A 14,590-nucleotide genomic window follows, 5' to 3' on the forward strand; every position below is an offset into this window, starting at 1 on the left:
GGTCGGGATGCTGCAGGCTGCGGTGCAGGAGCCGCGGGAGCCGCCCAGCAGGCGCGGCGGCTGCTCGTGCGGGCTTCCGGCGCGCTCAACGTCCGGGGGTGGCGATCGCGACGAGGAAGTCGCCCGGGTCGGTGAAGGGGCGCAGCGTCCATGTCGAGAAGCGCTGGATCAGCGTGAGCCCGGCGGCGGCGAGGTCGGCGTCGAAGTCGTCGAAGTCGTAGCCGCGGCCGGCCCCGAACCCGCACACGAGCCTGCCGTCGGGGCGCAGCGCACCGGCGAGATTGCCCATCACCGCCGAGCGGCTGGTCTGGTCGAGGAAGGTCATGACGTTGCCGGCGGAGACGATGACGTCGAAGCCGGGCCGGTCGCTCTCCGGGGCGGCCTCCGGTCGTCCGAGGAGGTCGGTGGAGGCATGTGCACCGAGGTCCCGCATGTCCCGCCCCTCGTCGAGCGCGGCGAAATCGAAGCGGGCGAGGTCCCCGACGTACCAGTCCGCGCCGGGATAGGTCTCCTGCGCCTCGGCGATGAGGTAGTCGTCGAGGTCGACGCCGACGACCTCGTGACCGCGCTCGGCGAGGTATCCGCCCACCCGGCCGGTGCCGCAGCCGGCGTCGAGGATCCGACTGCCGCGCTCGGCGAGCGCGTCGACGAACCGCGCCTCCCCGTCGAGGTCGAGCCCCTGGGCGGCGAGGTCCCGCCAGCGCTGGACGTAGCGCGCGGAGTGCTCCGGGTCCCGCTCCCGCATCTCGTCCCACCTGTGCGTGTAGCTCATGGCGCCATCCTACGGACTCCCGCGGACACCGCCGAGGGACGTGCGGGCCGGCTGCGCACGGCGCCCCGTCCTGCCCTCGCCCTTTCCCGCCCTCAACCCAGGCCGCCCTCACCTCGGGTTGACCTCAACCCAGGCAACCCAGGCCGCACGCGACCCAGGCCCAACCTGCCCTCGCCTCGGGCCGGGTGAGCGCGGCGGGTCAGTCGGCGGCGAGGCTGAGCTCGGTGAAGACCTCGCCGAGCACGTCGACGACGTGGGCGATCGCCGGCTGCTCGGCCATCCGCTCGTGCACCATGATGACGATCCGCCGGCCGCCGGCGGCGATCCCCGGGACCAGCCGCGCGGTGCTCGGCGCGAGCGACATCATCACCGGGGTCGCGAGCGTGTAGCCCATGCCGCTGCCGACCATCGCGAGCGCCACCGCGGAGTCGACGACGATGTGGGATTCGCGCGGCGCGAAACCGAGCTCCGCACACGCGAAGCGCATCGCGCGGCCGAAGGTCGACTCGTTGCGCGGCAGGATCCAGGACGCGGCGGCGAGCTCCTCCACGGTGGGGTCGGGGAGGTGGGCGGCGGCCACGACGCCGAACCGCTCGGAGCGCATGGTGTGCATGAGGAGTCCGCGCTGCGGGGCGAGCGGGGAGGACGGGTAGTCGATCCCGATGCCCACGTCGATCCGGCCCTCGAGCACGGCCGACTGCATGACCTCGACGTCGACCTCGCGCGCCTGCAGGCTGATGCCGGAGCCGGAGAGCTTGGCGGCCGCCGGGCCGAAAGCCACGACCGAGGCGGAGCCGAACACCCCGAGCGTCACCCCGTGGAGACTGCCCTCCACCCGTCCGCGCACCGCCTGGGCCGCCTGCTCCTCGGCGGCGAGCACGGCGCGCGCCCGGCCGAGCAGCAGCTGCCCGGTCTCGGTGAGCGCGAGCCCGCGGCCGGACTGCACGACGAGGTCGGTGCCGACGACCCGTCGCAGGGCACTCATGTGCTGGCTCACCGCCCCGGGCGTGTAGCCGAGCACCCGGGCGGCGGCGGTCATCGTGCCGTGGTCGGCCACCGCGACGAAGGTCCGCAGCTGGCCGAGAGTCCAGTTCATCGAACCCTGCATCGCGCTCTGCGCCATCCCCGCTCCTCCTGACCACCCCGGGGGCGGCACCCTATCCATCAAGCGTCGGCACCTCGCACCGGCCACCGCCCACCAGCCGACCCTGCATCAATCCTATGCGCGATTCAGTATCACTGATAGCACTGTTGACGTTCTATCGCTTGTCTGAACCTCGCCGAGACCGCACGATGAAGGAACAGTGATCTCCGTCACAGGAGACGGCTCCGGGCGGCATGGATCGCTGTGCACCACGGATCTCCGTCACCGCACGGGATCCGAGCAGCGCACGACCGCACCCGGTCGCCGCGCACAGTTCCCTTCACAGCGGGAGGACCGATGACCACGGGATCGACACCCCAGGTGGCCCCGTCCCATGCCTCCGTCGTCGTCATCGGCGGCGGCATCATGGGCGCGGCCACAGCGCACTACCTCGCCGAGGCCGGAGTCGAGGACGTCGTCCTCGTCGAACGCGACGAGCTCGGCAGCGGCTCGACCTCGAAGGCGGCCGGCGGGCTCCGCTCGCAGTTCTCCGACGAGGTCAACATCGCCCTCGGGGCACGCAGCCTCGAGACGTTCCGCCGATTCACCACCGACTTCGACCACGACATCGACCTCGTCACGAGCGGCTACCTGTTCCTCCTCGACAATGACGAGGACGCGGCCGCCTTCGAGCGCAATGTCGCGCTCCAGCAGTCGCTCGGTCAGGCCTCGCGGATGGTCTCCGTCGCCGAGGCGGCCGCCCTGTCCCCGATCATCAGCACCACCGGCCTGGTCGCCGGGGCCTTCAACCCGGAGGACGCCCACTGCACGCCCGAGGCGGCCGTCGCCGGGTTCGCCCGCGCCGCCCGCCGTCGCGGGGTCACCGTGTGCAAGCACACCGAGGTCACCGACATCGTCGTGGAGGACGGCGCGGTCACCGGGGTGGAGACGAGCCGCGGGCCGATCGCCACGGACACCGTGGTGTGCGCCGCCGGCGTGTGGTCGCAGGCACTCGGGGCGATGGCCGGCGTCGAGCTGCCGGTGACGCCGCTGCGTCGCCAGATCATGGTCACCGAGCCGGTCGACTTCGACGCCCGGTCGCTGCCGTTCACCATCGACTTCTCCACCTCGTTCTACTTCCACTCCGAGGGCGACGGACTGCTCATGGGCGCGCCCGAGGTCGCTGACGTGCGCGAGTTCGACATGCACCGCGATCCCGAGTGGGCGGAGCACCTGTCCGGGCTCATCAGCCGCCGCGCCCCCGCGCTCGAGGACGTGTGCGTGCGCAGCGGCTGGGCCGGGCTCTACGAGTGCACCCCGGACCACAACGCACTCATCGGCTCGGCCGAGGAGATCAGCGGCTTCCTCTACGCCTGCGGGTTCTCCGGCCACGGCTTCCTCCAGGGCCCGGCCGTCGGCGAGGTCATGCGCGACCTCTACCTGGGCCGACAGCCCTTCGTCGACGTCAGCCCGATGGGCGTCGGCCGCTTCAGCACCGATGAGCTCCGCGTCGAGCTCAACATCGTCTGAGCGCCCGGGTCGGCCGAGCCGCGGGGCACCTCGGCGCCGGCCCGGCCCCACCGGCAGGGCACCTCGGCGCCGGTGATCCCGCACCCCGAACCGGCTCCCTGTGAGCCATGACACGATGACAGCAGACCGCTCCACGACCGTGAGCACACCGCTCCAGAGAGGACACACCATGACCGCTCCCGACTCCACGACGACCGCCCTCCCCACCGAGGACGCGATCATCGACCTTGCCCGCAGCGGCCTGTCCGCGTGCGGCGCCGACCTCGACGCGCTGCTCGCCGGCGGCGCCGAGGCGTCGTCCACGATCACGCTCCGCTCCCCGATCACCGGCCAGGTGCTCGGGCAGATGGCCGCGGACACCGCGGAGTCCGCGGCTGACACGATCGGGAAGGCGCACGAGGCGTTCCTCGCCTGGCGCGACGTGCCCGCCCCGGTGCGCGGCATGGTCGTGCAGCGCTGGGGCCAGCTTCTCACCGAGCACAAGGAGGACCTCGCCAAGCTCGTCACCCTCGAGGCCGGGAAGACCCCCTCCGAGGCCGCGGGCGAGGTGCAGGAGATGATCGACATCTGCGAGCTCGCCGTCGGCCAGTCCCGGCAGCTGTTCGGCAAGACCCTGCCGAGCGAGCGGCCCGGCCACCGGCTCATGGAGACCTGGCACCCGCTCGGCGTGGTCGGCATCATCTCCGCCTTCAACTTCCCCGTCGCCGTCTACTCGTGGAACACCGCGCTCGCCCTGATCTGCGGCGACTCCGTGGTGTGGAAGCCCTCGGAGGTGTCCACGCTGTCGGCGGTCGGGGCGAACGCGCTGCTGACCCGCGCGATCGAGGAGAAGGGCGGCCCGGCCGGCCTCAACGGGCTGCTCGTCGGCGAGCGCGCGATCGGCGAGGCGCTCGTCGATGACCCGCGCGTCGAGCTCCTGTCGGCGACCGGCTCGGTGCGGATGGGCCGCGAGGTCGGCCCGCGGGTGGCGCAGCGGTTCGGCCGCTCGCTTCTCGAGCTCGGCGGCAACAACGCCGCGATCGTCACCCCGAGCGCGGACATCGATCTGGCGCTGCGCGGCGTCGTGTTCGCCGCAGCCGGCACCGCCGGGCAGCGCTGCACGACGCTGCGCCGCCTCATCGTCCACTCCGACATCGCCGGCGAGCTCGTCGACAAGATCGTCGCCGCCTACGGCACGCTGAGCATCGGCTCCCCGACCGCCGAGGGCGTGCTCGTCGGACCGCTCGTCAACCAGGCGTCCTACGAGAAGATGCAGGCCTCGCTCGAAGCCGCACAGGCGCAGGGCGGCGAGGTGCTGTGCGGCGGCACCCGCGTGCTCGCCGATGCCGCGGCCGACGCCTACTACGTCGAGCCCGCCGTCGTGCGGATGCCGGGTCAGACGGAGATCGTCGAGGACGAGACCTTCGCGCCGATCCTCTACGTCATGGAGTACACCGATTTCGATGCCGCGATCGAGCTCAACAACGCGGTGCCGCAGGGGCTGTCCTCGGCGGTGTTCACCTCCGACCTGTCCGAGGCGGAGCGATTCATCGCCCGCTCGGACACGGGGATCGCGAACGTCAACATCGGCACCTCGGGTGCGGAGATCGGCGGGGCGTTCGGCGGCAACAAGGAGACCGGCGGCGGGCGCGAGTCCGGCACCGACTCCTGGCAGGCGTACATGCGCCAGGCGACGAACACCGTCAACTACTCCGGTGAGCTGCCGCTGGCCCAGGGCGTCGAGTTCCTCTGAGCCGGGGCTCCCGGGCAGGCGGGCGCGGTTGCCCCGTTCCCAGGTAGGGGGGGCTTCCGGGGCATTCCAGTGCGGTTCCCCGGTTCGCGGGTCGTTCCACTGCGGTTTCCCGGTTCCCGGGCCACACCAGTGCGGTTCCACGATTCCAGGGTCACTCCAGTGCGGTTCCCCGGTTACTGGGTCACTCCAGTGCGGTTCCACGATTCCCGAGTCATTCCAGTGCGGATACTCGCCGGTAAGCGCACTGAACCGACTCCGGAACACCTGACGCCGCTGCGTTCTACGGCCCACCGATGCCGCCGCTCCGTCCGGGAGCGGCGGCATCGTCGTGTCCGGGTGCGCTGTCGAGTCCGAGGTGGACCACCGAGTTCGTTGACCCCCGTCCCCGAGGCGGATCGCCGGGTCCGAGGTGGTCGCCTCGCCCGCGGCGGGTCGCTGCAAGGTGGTCGCCGGGCCCGAGCCGAGGTGCCGTGTCCGGGGTGCGTGCCAGACTGAGGGCCATGGCATACACCTGCACCGAATGCGGTCATTCGAACCCCAAGTGGCTCGGCCGCTGCCCCCAGTGCCAGGCCTGGGGCACCCTCGAGGAGACCGGCCCGGCCGCCACGTCCGTGCGCACGAAGGCGAAGGCCGCCCCGGCCGGCCGTCGCGCCGCCCCCATCACCGGGGTCGACGGCACCTTGGCCCGTGCCCGGCCCACCGGGGTCGGCGAGTTCGACCGGGTGCTCGGCGGCGGCCTCGTGCCCGGCGCGGTGATCCTGCTCGCCGGCGAGCCCGGGGTCGGCAAGTCGACCCTGCTGCTCGACGTGGCCGCCCGGGCGGCGCGCGCCTCGGCCCGGGCGCTCTACGTGTCCGGCGAGGAGTCCGCCGGGCAGGTGCGACTGCGCGCGGAGCGGATCGGCGCACTCGAGGACTCGCTCCTCCTCGCCGCGGAGACCGACCTCGGCGTCGTGCTCGGGATGATCGATTCGGAGAAGCCCGACCTCCTCGTCATCGACTCGGTGCAGACTCTCGCCTCGAGCGATGTCGAGGGCGTGCCCGGCGGTGTCACCCAGGTGCGCGAGGTCGCCGCCGGGGTCATCCGCGCGGCCAAGGACCACGGCATCCCGACGATCCTCGTCGGCCACATCACCAAGGAGGGCACGGTCGCCGGGCCCCGCCTGCTCGAGCACCTCGTCGACGTCGTGTGCTCCTTCGAGGGCGACCGGCATTCGCGGCTGCGCCTGCTGCGGACCACGAAGAACCGGTTCGGCCCCGCGGACGAGGTCGGCTGCTTCGACATGACGGAGACCGGGATCGAGAGCCTCGCCGATCCCTCCGGGCTGTTCCTGTCGCGGTCGAACACGCGTGCGCCGGGCACGTGCCTGGCGGTGAGCCAGGAGGGCCGCCGGCCGATGGTCGTCGAGGTGCAGGCGCTCGTCGAGGAGTCCGCGGCGGGCAATCCGCGGCGCACCGTGAGCGGGGTCGACGGCAACCGGGTGGCGATGAACATCGCGGTGACCTCGAAGTACACCAAGCTCGGCAAGCACGACGTGTTCGTCGCGACCGTCGGCGGAGTGCGGGTGAGCGAACCGGCAGCGGACCTCGCGGTGTGCCTGGCGCTCGTGTCCGCCGCCGTCGACCGCCCGCTGTACTCGCGACTCGTGGCGATCGGTGAGATCAGCCTGTCCGGGGAGATCCGCAATGTCCCGAACGTCGGACTCCGGCTGGCCGAGGCCGCCCGACTCGGGGTGACGAACGCCGTCGTGGCGCGCGGGGCGCTGGAGAACGTCGCGGTCCCGGCGGGGATGCGGGTCAAGGAGTGCGAGACGGTCATCGATGCGATCGACGTCGTGCTCACCGGCGCCGAGGAGACCCGGCCGGTGTGGAAGGGCAGCCGAGCGCCGGGACAGGAGGCACCAGTGTAGGTGGGCGTGGTGTAGGTGGGCGCAGTGTAGGTGGGCGCAGGCGCAGGAGGTGTGAGCGCAGGCGTGGCGCCGGGCGCAGAAGTCGTGGGTACGCGCTTGAGTTCCGACCCCGACCCCAGCGGGGTGGTCGCTCGCGTGCCGCCGCCGACCGCAAGCCGGGTTGTCGGTATCGATACAGTTTCGAACCCCATTCGTTACCTGCAGCACCGGTCGTACCGCACCCCTGATCGATAGGCTGGAGGGGTCCTCCCCCTTGCTCCGAAAGGCCTTGCCGGTGCGCACCCATTCCAATCCGCACATCCTCGACCCCCAGTCGGAGGAGGACCGGGCGAGCGGCGATCTGCTCCTCTCCACCCTCGCCGCGGCCGCCCCCGGGACGGAGCTCCGCGACGGCCTCGAGCGGATCCTGCGCGGGCGCACCGGTGCGCTCATCGTGCTCGGCAGCTCGCGCACCGTGGAGTCGATCTCCACCGGCGGCTTCCCCATCGACATCAAGTTCTCCGCCACCCGGCTGCGCGAGCTCGCGAAGATGGACGGGGCGATCGTCCTCGACCGCGGCGCCTCGCGCATCCACTCCGCCGGCGTCCAGCTGCTCCCCGACCCGGCGATCGACACGAGCGAGTCCGGGACCCGCCACCGCACCGCCGAGCGCGTGGCCAAGCAGACCGGGTTCCCGGTGATCTCGGTGAGCCAGTCGATGCAGATCGTGCAGATCTACGTCCACAACTCCCGGCACGTCCTCCAGGTGTCCGACCGGATCCTGTCCCACGCCAACCAGGCCCTCGACACGCTCGAGCGCTACAAGGCGCGGCTCGACGAGGTCACCGGCACGCTGACCTACCTCGAAGTCGTCGACCGCGCCACGCTCGCCGACGTCCTCGTCGTCCTCCAGCGCCAGGAGATGGTGCGCCGGATCTCCGCGGAGATCTCCACCTACATCCTCGAGCTCGGGCAGGACGGACGGCTCGTCACGCTCCAGCACGAGGAGCTCATGGGTTCGTTCGGCAACGTCCAGTTCAACCTGCTGCGCGACTACATCGATGCGATCCCCGAGCACGGGGAGATCGACGACGTCATGCGCAACCTCTCCCGCCTGTCCGGCAGCGAGCTCGTCGACATCGACGTCGTCGCCCGCTCGATCGGCTCCTCGGCGGCGAGCGAATCGCTCGACCGCCACGTCTACCCGCTCGGCTACCGGGTGCTGTCCTCGATGCGACGCGTCCCCTCGCTCGTCGTCGAGCGGCTGGCCGAGCACTTCGGTCGCTTCACCGAGCTCCTCGCCGCCGACGTCACCGAGCTCAAATCGGTCGAGGGCGTGGGCGAGCACCGGGCACGGATCGTGCGCGAGGGCCTCAACCGGATCGTGGAAGAGGCGACCGAGAGCTGAGGCCCGGCGCGGCTCCGGTCACTCGCCGGAGTCCTCCTCGCCGGAGTCCTCCTCGACGGATTCCTCGGACGGCTCCTCGGTGGGCTCCGGGGCGGTGATCTCGAACTCGACGGGTTCGCTCTCCGTCTCCCCCAGCGAGGTCACGAGCTCGTACTTCCCGCCCTCGAAGCCCTCGGCCATGCGGTTGCAGTTCTTGTCCACGGGCTCCACGGTCCACTTGAGCGCCGCGCGCTTCTCCGACCCGGCGGCGAACACGACCTCGGCCTCGGCGGCGTCGCCGTCGGCCTCGGGGTCCGCGCAATACTCCGAGCTCCACACCGTCTCCCCGTCCTTGCGGACGGTGAAGGTCTGCTCGCTCGTGCCGACCGCGATCCGGCAGGCGGCGTCGTGGGTGTTCGTGACGATGAGCTCGAGGGTGGCGCTCGCCCCGGGGTCGTAGGACTCCTCATTGGTCGCCGCCCCCACGGTCACCGCCTCCGTCGGGCAGGCTCCGCTCGCGTCGTCGCCGGTGGGCATGGGCGCGGTGGGCTCCGCGGTCTCCGTCGGCTCCGCGACGGGGGCGGGATCCTCGGACGGGGACCGCAGCGCCTGGACGATGACGATGGTCGCACCGACGATGACGGCGAGGATGATCAGACCGAGCACGGCCACGGTCATCCGGCGGCGACGGTACACGGCATCCATGCCCTGGCCACCGCCTCCGCGCCCACTGCCCGAGCCGCCTCCGGTCGCCGAGGTGCGCGCACCTCGGGCCCGGTTCGCGGCCGGTCCGGCGCCGGACGAACGGGGGCCGGTGGACGTGCGGCCACTAGACTGCGCTGAGGCGGAGCGCCCGCCTGCCGAGCCGCTGCTCCGGCCGGTGCCGCTCGCCTTCCCGGTGCCGCGGCGCGATCCGCCGGCAGCGGACTGACCCCCGCGGCGCCGGGCGCCGGAGGAGCCGGATGAGCGCGGGGGTTCGGAACCAGGACCACGGGTCGAAGGAGACATCATCTCGAGAGTAGAACGCCGGGCCGCGAACACCGCCCAGACACTCCGGATCCCGCACGAATCCCAGCTCGCACGGGTCCGGCGCACCGTCGTCGACTGGTTCGCCGCGCACGCCCGCGACCTGCCGTGGCGGGCGGAGGGCACCTCGGCATGGGGCATCCTCGTGAGCGAGGTGATGTCCCAGCAGACACCGATGGTCCGGGTCGCGCCGCGCTGGGCGGAGTGGATGCGGCGCTGGCCCACCCCGGCGGACCTCGCGGACGCCTCCCCCGCCGAGGTGCTCCTCGCCTGGGACTCGCTCGGCTACCCGCGGCGCGCCCTGCGGCTGCGCGACACCGCGCGGGCGATCGCCGACGACCACGACAACGCGGTTCCGGTGGGTGAGGCGGCGCTGCGTGCACTGCCCGGGGTCGGCGACTACACCGCCGCGGCGGTCACCGCGTTCGCGCACCGACAGCCTGCAACCGTGCTCGACGTCAACATCCGGCGGGTGCTCGGCCGGGTGTTCGCCGGCCGCTCGCACCCGACTCCCGCACCCACCCGGGCCGAGCGCGACTGGGCCGCGGCCCTTGTGCCGACTGACGAGCACGTCGAGTGGAACGCCGGGCTCATGGAGTTCGGGGCGCTCGTGTGCACCTCGCGGAACCCCGCGTGCGAAGAGTGCCCGTTGCAGGCCGAGTGCCGGTGGTTCGCCGCCGGGCGGCCGGCGGACGCCGGGCGGAAGCCCACGATCCAGGCCTGGCACGGCACGGACCGGCAGCTGCGCGGGGCGATCATGGCCGTGCTCCGCGCCGCCGGGCCGCCAGGCGCTGACGGTTCAGGCGCGCCGGCCGAGGCGGTCGCCGCAGCCGGCGCGAACGAGGCGGCGGGATCTGATGCAGCAGCCGCGAGTGAAACTGCACCGGCCGGGGCGGGCCAGGTGAGCGGCGTGGCGCGGGCGCTCCTCACCGCGGGCACTGCGGACCTCGACGCCGAGGCGCTCGCCGCGCTGCCCGACCGGGTCGAGGCGGCGGTGCTGCGCGTGCGGGAGCTCGGGGACTCCGAGCGGGTGGACCGGCTGGTGCGCGCGCTCGTCGCCGACGGGCTGGCCGCGGAGTCCGGCGGCGTCCTCCACCTCCCGCAGTAGCAGTGCGGGCAGGCGCGTGGGCAGGCGGGCGGGCAGGCGCGTCCTTGTCAGAGGTGCTTGAGCATCCGTGAGTTGCCCAGGGTGTTCGGCTTGACGCGGGCGAGGTCGAGGAACTCGGCGGTGCCCTCGTCGTGGGAGTGGAGGAGCTCGACGTAGACCTCGGGCGACACGGGGGTGCCGGAGATCTCCTCGAAGCCGAGCGACTGGAAGAAGCGGGTCTCGAAGGTCAGGCAGAACACGCGGGAGACCCCGATGTCCCGGGCGTCGGCGAGGATCTGCTCCATGAGCGAGCGGCCGATGCCGCGCCCCCGGTAGTCGGGGTGGGTGGCGACGGTGCGCGCCTCGGCGAGGTCGTCCCACAGCACGTGGAGGGCCGCGCAGCCGACGACGACCTCGTGCGGCCCGGAGCGGTCGACGACGAGGCGGAACTCCTGGAGCGACTCGAAGTAGTTGACCGGGTCCTTCGCGACGAGGATCCGCGCCTCGGCGAGCGGTTCGACCAGCCCGCGGATCGCCTTGACGTCCGGGGTGCGCGCGCGGCGGATGAACAGTCCGCTCGGCAGTTCCCGGGCCTCGGGCAACGGCGGCGTCCCGGGGTCGGACCCGGCCGCAGCGGTCACCTGGGAGGCGGTGGCCCGCTCATGCGTGGTGGTCGCCTCGGACACGGTGGGCGCCTCGGTGGCGGTGGTCGCCTGGGGTGCCGTGGTCGCCTCGGGCACGGTGGTCCGCTCGGGACCGGAGATCGGTGGCGTCGCGGGGTCGGCAGGCATTCCTCCATTCAACACCCGAGACTGCAATTTCCCAAGGTTCCTGAGAGCGGATCCGCCAAATAGCGCAAGGTCACGGGGCCTGACCCCGGGCCGGCGAGCAACGACGGCACGCCGACCCCGGGGCGTCGCTGCCGTGCCGGCACCGCCGACTGCGCGGTATCCGATGATCAACGCTCAATTGCGCGATCCATTCGAGATACTCCGCAGTCGGACGGTGATGGATCGGCCGCACCCGCTGCCGCATCCACCGCGCGCACCGAACACAGCGCGGACGCACCACCCGCTGCAGCACCCACCGAATCGCCCTCGACACAGCACCGACGCCGTACCCGGCACTCAGTAGACCCACCCGATACGCAGCACCGACGCCCCAACGCCGTCCTGACACAGCAGAATCCTGCGGTTCCGTTCTCAGGAACCGCAGGATTCTGCTGTATGAACCGCGGGCCGACCGGGCTCAGCGGGCCGAGCTCAACCGACCAGACTCAATCGGCCGGACTCAGCCGACGGACCTCAGTGGGCCGGCTCAGAGGGTGCGCTCGGCGCCTCCGGCCGCGGCCCCTCCGGCGGGACCCTCGGAGGAGTCATCCGCATCCGGGTCCGCGTGCGAGGTGGCCGCCGCGTTCGCGACACCGGCCTCCGGGATGGCCCCGCTCACGTCCTCGGACTCGTCCGCGCCCACGGTCACCGGCACCCGCTCGGTGTCGCGGCCGTCGAACGTGAACTTGGCGTCCGCGCCCTCGCCCTCGACATCGACGAACACCGTCTGGCCCGAGTGCAGCTCGTCGAACAGGATCCGCTCCGAGAGCTGGTCCTCGATCTCCGACTGGATGGTGCGGCGCAGCGGGCGCGCACCGAGCACCGGATCGTAGCCGCGTTCGGCCAGCAGGTTCTTGGCCTCCTGGGTGACCTCGACCTTCATGCCCTTGTCCGCCAGGCGCTCGTCCAGGCGGGCGAGGAACAGGTCGACGATCCGCACGATCTCCGGCTTGCTCAGCTGCGGGAACACGATGGTGTCGTCCACGCGGTTGAGGAACTCCGGCCGGAAGTGCTGCTTGAGCTCGTCGTTGACGCGCTGCTTCATCCGCTCGTACGAAGTGGAGGTGTCCCCCTCGATCTGGAAGCCCAGCTGCTGACCCTTGGCGATGTCGCGCGTGCCGAGGTTCGTGGTCATGATGATGATGGTGTTCTTGAAGTCCACCTCACGACCCTGCGAATCCGTCAGACGCCCGTCCTCGAGGATCTGGAGCAGCGAGTTGAAGATGTCCGCGTGCGCCTTCTCGACCTCGTCGAACAGGACCACGGAGAACGGCTTGCGCCGCACCTTCTCGGTGAGCTGCCCGCCCTCCTCGTAGCCCACGTAGCCGGGAGGCGAGCCGAACAGCCGCGACACCGTGTGCTTCTCCGAGAACTCGCTCATGTCGAGCGAGATCAGCGAGGACTCGTCGCCGAACAGGAACTCCGCGAGCGCCTTGGCGAGCTCGGTCTTGCCGACGCCCGTGGGCCCGGCGAAGATGAACGAGCCCGAAGGCCGCTTGGGGTCCTTGAGGCCGGCGCGGGTACGGCGGATCGCCCGGGACACCGACTTGATGGCGTCCTGCTGACCGATGATCCGCTTGTGCAGCTCGTCCTCCATGCGGAGCAGCCGCGCGGACTCCTCCTCGGTGAGCTTGAAGATCGGGATCCCGGTCGCCGAGGCGAGCACGTCGGCGATGAGCTCCTCGTCGACGATCGCGGAGCCGTTCTTGGCGCCGGAGCGCCATTCCTTCTCCGCCTCGTCGTGCTTGGTCTGGAGCTTCATCTCCGCATCGCGCTCGTTGGCGGCGAGCTCGAAGTCCTGCGCGTCGATCGCCGCCTCCTTGCGATGGCGGGCCTCGACGATCTGCTCCTCGAGCTCCTTGATCTCCGGCGGGGTCGACAGCCGCGAGATCCGCAGCTTCGCGCCGGCCTCGTCGATGAGATCGATGGCCTTGTCCGGCAGGAACCGGTCGTTGACGTAGCGGTCGGAGAGGTTGACGGCTGCGGCGAGCGCACCGTCGGTGATCGTCACCTTGTGGTGCGACTCGTAGCGGTCGCGCAGACCCTCGAGGATCTTGATCGCGTCCGACAGCGAGGGCTCCGGGACCTGGATCGGCTGGAACCGGCGCTCGAGCGCGGCGTCCTTCTCGATGTTCTTCCGGTACTCGTCGAGGGTGGTCGCACCGATCGTCTGGAGCTCACCGCGGGCGAGCATCGGCTTGAGGATCGAGGCGGCGTCGATCGCGCCCTCGGCCGCGCCGGCACCCACGAGGGTGTGGATCTCGTCGATGAACAGGATGATGTCGCCGCGGGTGCGGATCTCCTTGAGGACCTTCTTCAGGCGCTCCTCGAAGTCACCGCGGTAGCGGGATCCGGCGACGAGCGAGCCCAGGTCGAGCGTGTAGAGCTGCTTGTCCTTGAGCGTCTCCGGCACCTCGTCGTTGACGATCGCGGCAGCGAGGCCTTCGACGACGGCGGTCTTGCCGACGCCGGGCTCGCCGATGAGCACCGGGTTGTTCTTGGTCCGGCGCGACAGCACCTGCATGACCCGCTGCATCTGCTCCTTGCGGCCGATGACCGGGTCGAGCTTGCCCTCGCGGGCGGCGGCGGTGAGGTTGCGGCCGAACTGGTCGAGGACGAGCGAGCCCGAGGGCGTGCCCTCCTCGCGACCGCCGGCGGCCACGGGCTCCTTGCCCTGGTAGCCGGAGATCAGCTTGATGACCTCCTGGCGCACGCGCCCGAGGTCCGCGCCGAGCTTGACGAGCACCTGGGCGGCGACGCCCTCGCCCTCGCGGATGAGGCCGAGGAGGATGTGCTCGGTGCCGATGTAGGTGTGGCCGAGCTGGAGTGCCTCGCGGAGGCTGAGCTCGAGCACCTTCTTGGCACGCGGGGTGAACGGGATGTGGCCGCTCGGGGCCTGCTGTCCCTGGCCGATGATCTCGGTGACCTGTTCACGGACCTGGTCGAGCGAGATGCCCATGCCTTCGAGCGCCTTGGCGGCGACGCCCTCGCCCTCGTGGATGAGGCCGAGCAGGATGTGCTCGGTACCGATGTAGTTGTGTTTGAGCAGCTTGGCCTCTTCCTGCGCCAAGACCACTACGCGACGGGCACGATCTGTGAACCGTTCGAACATTTGCCCCTCCTCGGTCTGTTGATTCCTTCGACTCTAACCACCGCTCGCGGCGATTTATTGCGGTTTCGCGGTCAGCCGAAAGGGATTCGGCTCACGGCGTAATCGCCGGGTGCGGCGGCGGGAATCCGCATGACCGCGCGGGGT

General features: G+C 71.3%; 10 protein-coding genes. 5 read left to right on the plus strand and 5 right to left on the minus strand.

Going from position 1 to position 14,590, the window contains the following annotated elements:
- Positions 1-85: 85 nt before the first annotated feature.
- Both ABD883_RS04090 and ABD883_RS04095 read right to left on the minus strand, forming a co-directional pair.
- Positions 86-772, minus strand: coding sequence for a class I SAM-dependent methyltransferase (locus ABD883_RS04090; protein ID WP_345030051.1), 687 nt, complete (start codon positions 770-772; stop codon positions 86-88).
- A gap of 199 nt (positions 773-971) precedes the next feature.
- A complete protein-coding gene (locus tag ABD883_RS04095; protein ID WP_345030053.1) occupies positions 972-1,895 on the minus strand; it encodes a LysR family transcriptional regulator in 924 nt (307 codons plus the stop codon).
- 318 nt (positions 1,896-2,213) lie between these two features.
- On the opposite strand from ABD883_RS04095, the gene ABD883_RS04100 reads away from it, so the two are divergent.
- The 4 genes from ABD883_RS04100 (at position 2,214) to disA (ending at position 8,412) form a co-directional block, all read left to right on the plus strand.
- Positions 2,214-3,386, plus strand: coding sequence for an NAD(P)/FAD-dependent oxidoreductase (locus ABD883_RS04100; protein ID WP_345030056.1), 1,173 nt, complete (start codon positions 2,214-2,216; stop codon positions 3,384-3,386).
- Positions 3,387-3,555: 169 nt separating this feature from the next.
- Entirely contained in the window at positions 3,556-5,118 is a 1,563-nt protein-coding gene (gene amaB, locus ABD883_RS04105) for an L-piperidine-6-carboxylate dehydrogenase (RefSeq protein WP_345030058.1), read from the plus strand.
- A gap of 500 nt (positions 5,119-5,618) precedes the next feature.
- Complete coding sequence (radA, locus tag ABD883_RS04110) at positions 5,619-7,025, plus strand: DNA repair protein RadA (RefSeq protein WP_247618254.1); 1,407 nt, start codon at positions 5,619-5,621, stop codon at positions 7,023-7,025.
- 274 nt (positions 7,026-7,299) lie between these two features.
- Positions 7,300-8,412, plus strand: a complete 1,113-nt coding sequence (gene disA / locus ABD883_RS04115; protein WP_345030061.1) for a DNA integrity scanning diadenylate cyclase DisA — start codon at positions 7,300-7,302, stop codon at positions 8,410-8,412.
- Positions 8,413-8,430: 18 nt separating this feature from the next.
- Here the strand turns inward: disA and ABD883_RS04120 are convergent, their stop codons facing one another.
- Complete coding sequence (locus ABD883_RS04120) at positions 8,431-9,096, minus strand: hypothetical protein (protein WP_345030063.1); 666 nt, start codon at positions 9,094-9,096, stop codon at positions 8,431-8,433.
- Positions 9,097-9,574: 478 nt separating this feature from the next.
- Between ABD883_RS04120 and ABD883_RS04125 the strand changes: the two genes are divergently transcribed.
- On the plus strand, positions 9,575-10,525 hold the full coding sequence (locus tag ABD883_RS04125; RefSeq protein ID WP_345030065.1) for an HhH-GPD family protein: 951 nt from the start codon (positions 9,575-9,577) through the stop codon (positions 10,523-10,525).
- 47 nt (positions 10,526-10,572) lie between these two features.
- Here ABD883_RS04125 and ABD883_RS04130 read toward each other — a convergent pair whose 3' ends face one another.
- The gene (locus ABD883_RS04130) at positions 10,573-11,106 is read right to left on the minus strand and encodes an amino-acid N-acetyltransferase (RefSeq protein WP_265809182.1); all 534 of its coding nucleotides are present in this window, start codon (positions 11,104-11,106) and stop codon (positions 10,573-10,575) included.
- Between the two features lie 715 nt (positions 11,107-11,821).
- Entirely contained in the window at positions 11,822-14,446 is a 2,625-nt protein-coding gene (locus ABD883_RS04135; protein WP_137318049.1) for an ATP-dependent Clp protease ATP-binding subunit, read from the minus strand.
- Between the last annotated feature and the right edge of the window lie 144 nt (positions 14,447-14,590).

The organism is Brevibacterium pityocampae, from assembly GCF_039541555.1.
Classification (GTDB): Bacteria; Actinomycetota; Actinomycetes; order Actinomycetales; family Brevibacteriaceae; genus Brevibacterium; species Brevibacterium pityocampae.

Bases quoted from the DNA above. Each gene is read 5' to 3' on its own strand.
- radA (WP_247618254.1), top strand. From the start codon at position 5,619: ATGGCATACACCTGCACCGAATGCGGTCATTCGAACCCCAAGTGGCTC.
- ABD883_RS04120 (WP_345030063.1), bottom strand. From the start codon at position 9,096: ATGGATGCCGTGTACCGTCGCCGCCGGATGACCGTGGCCGTGCTCGGT.
- ABD883_RS04090 (WP_345030051.1), bottom strand. From the start codon at position 772: ATGAGCTACACGCACAGGTGGGACGAGATGCGGGAGCGGGACCCGGAG.
- ABD883_RS04100 (WP_345030056.1), top strand. From the start codon at position 2,214: ATGACCACGGGATCGACACCCCAGGTGGCCCCGTCCCATGCCTCCGTC.
- ABD883_RS04095 (WP_345030053.1), bottom strand. From the start codon at position 1,895: ATGGCGCAGAGCGCGATGCAGGGTTCGATGAACTGGACTCTCGGCCAG.
- amaB (WP_345030058.1), top strand. From the start codon at position 3,556: ATGACCGCTCCCGACTCCACGACGACCGCCCTCCCCACCGAGGACGCG.
- ABD883_RS04125 (WP_345030065.1), top strand. From the start codon at position 9,575: ATGTCCCAGCAGACACCGATGGTCCGGGTCGCGCCGCGCTGGGCGGAG.
- ABD883_RS04135 (WP_137318049.1), bottom strand. From the start codon at position 14,446: ATGTTCGAACGGTTCACAGATCGTGCCCGTCGCGTAGTGGTCTTGGCG.